This window comes from Sulfitobacter sp. G21635-S1 (assembly GCF_027213915.1).
GTDB lineage: Bacteria > Pseudomonadota > Alphaproteobacteria > Rhodobacterales > Rhodobacteraceae > Sulfitobacter.
The window spans coordinates 1-360 of the sequence record NZ_JAPWGV010000087.1; the positions used below are offsets into that span (position 1 = coordinate 1).

The 360-nt window shown below is 59.2% G+C and carries 1 protein-coding gene; it reads left to right on the forward strand.

The genetic code is table 11. From position 1 onward, the window contains the following. Window positions 1–78: 78 nt before the first annotated feature. On the forward strand, window positions 79–360 hold a 282-nt coding region (locus O4H53_RS27020; RefSeq protein WP_269368099.1), incomplete at its 3' end, for a hypothetical protein.

The following is a 360-nucleotide window of genomic DNA, read 5'->3' on the forward strand; positions in this document are numbered from 1 at the left end:
GGAAGTTCTGGCATTCTGACGGGACCGGAGAGTGTCGGGAACGAACTATCGGGTGCAAAACATCCTTGGTTGCATCTCGTGCAGTATCTGGCGCTGGCGATTTCGGACGACACGGGGAATGTGGGCTTTGGCATCGAGGATGACGGCGCGGTCTGGCTTTCGGTGCTGAAACTCCTGGGGTCTCTGCAGACTGAGACATTCTCCGTGAACCGGGCGGCGTCCGAACATTCCTTTGCGCTGGAAGACGCAGACGGCAACCTGGCGCTGGCGGTGACGCGCATCGGTGAACTTTTGGTGTCGGGCGGTGCCAAGATGGGCGGTTTGACCGATTGGGATTTTGCGATTGCCGACCCAAATGGG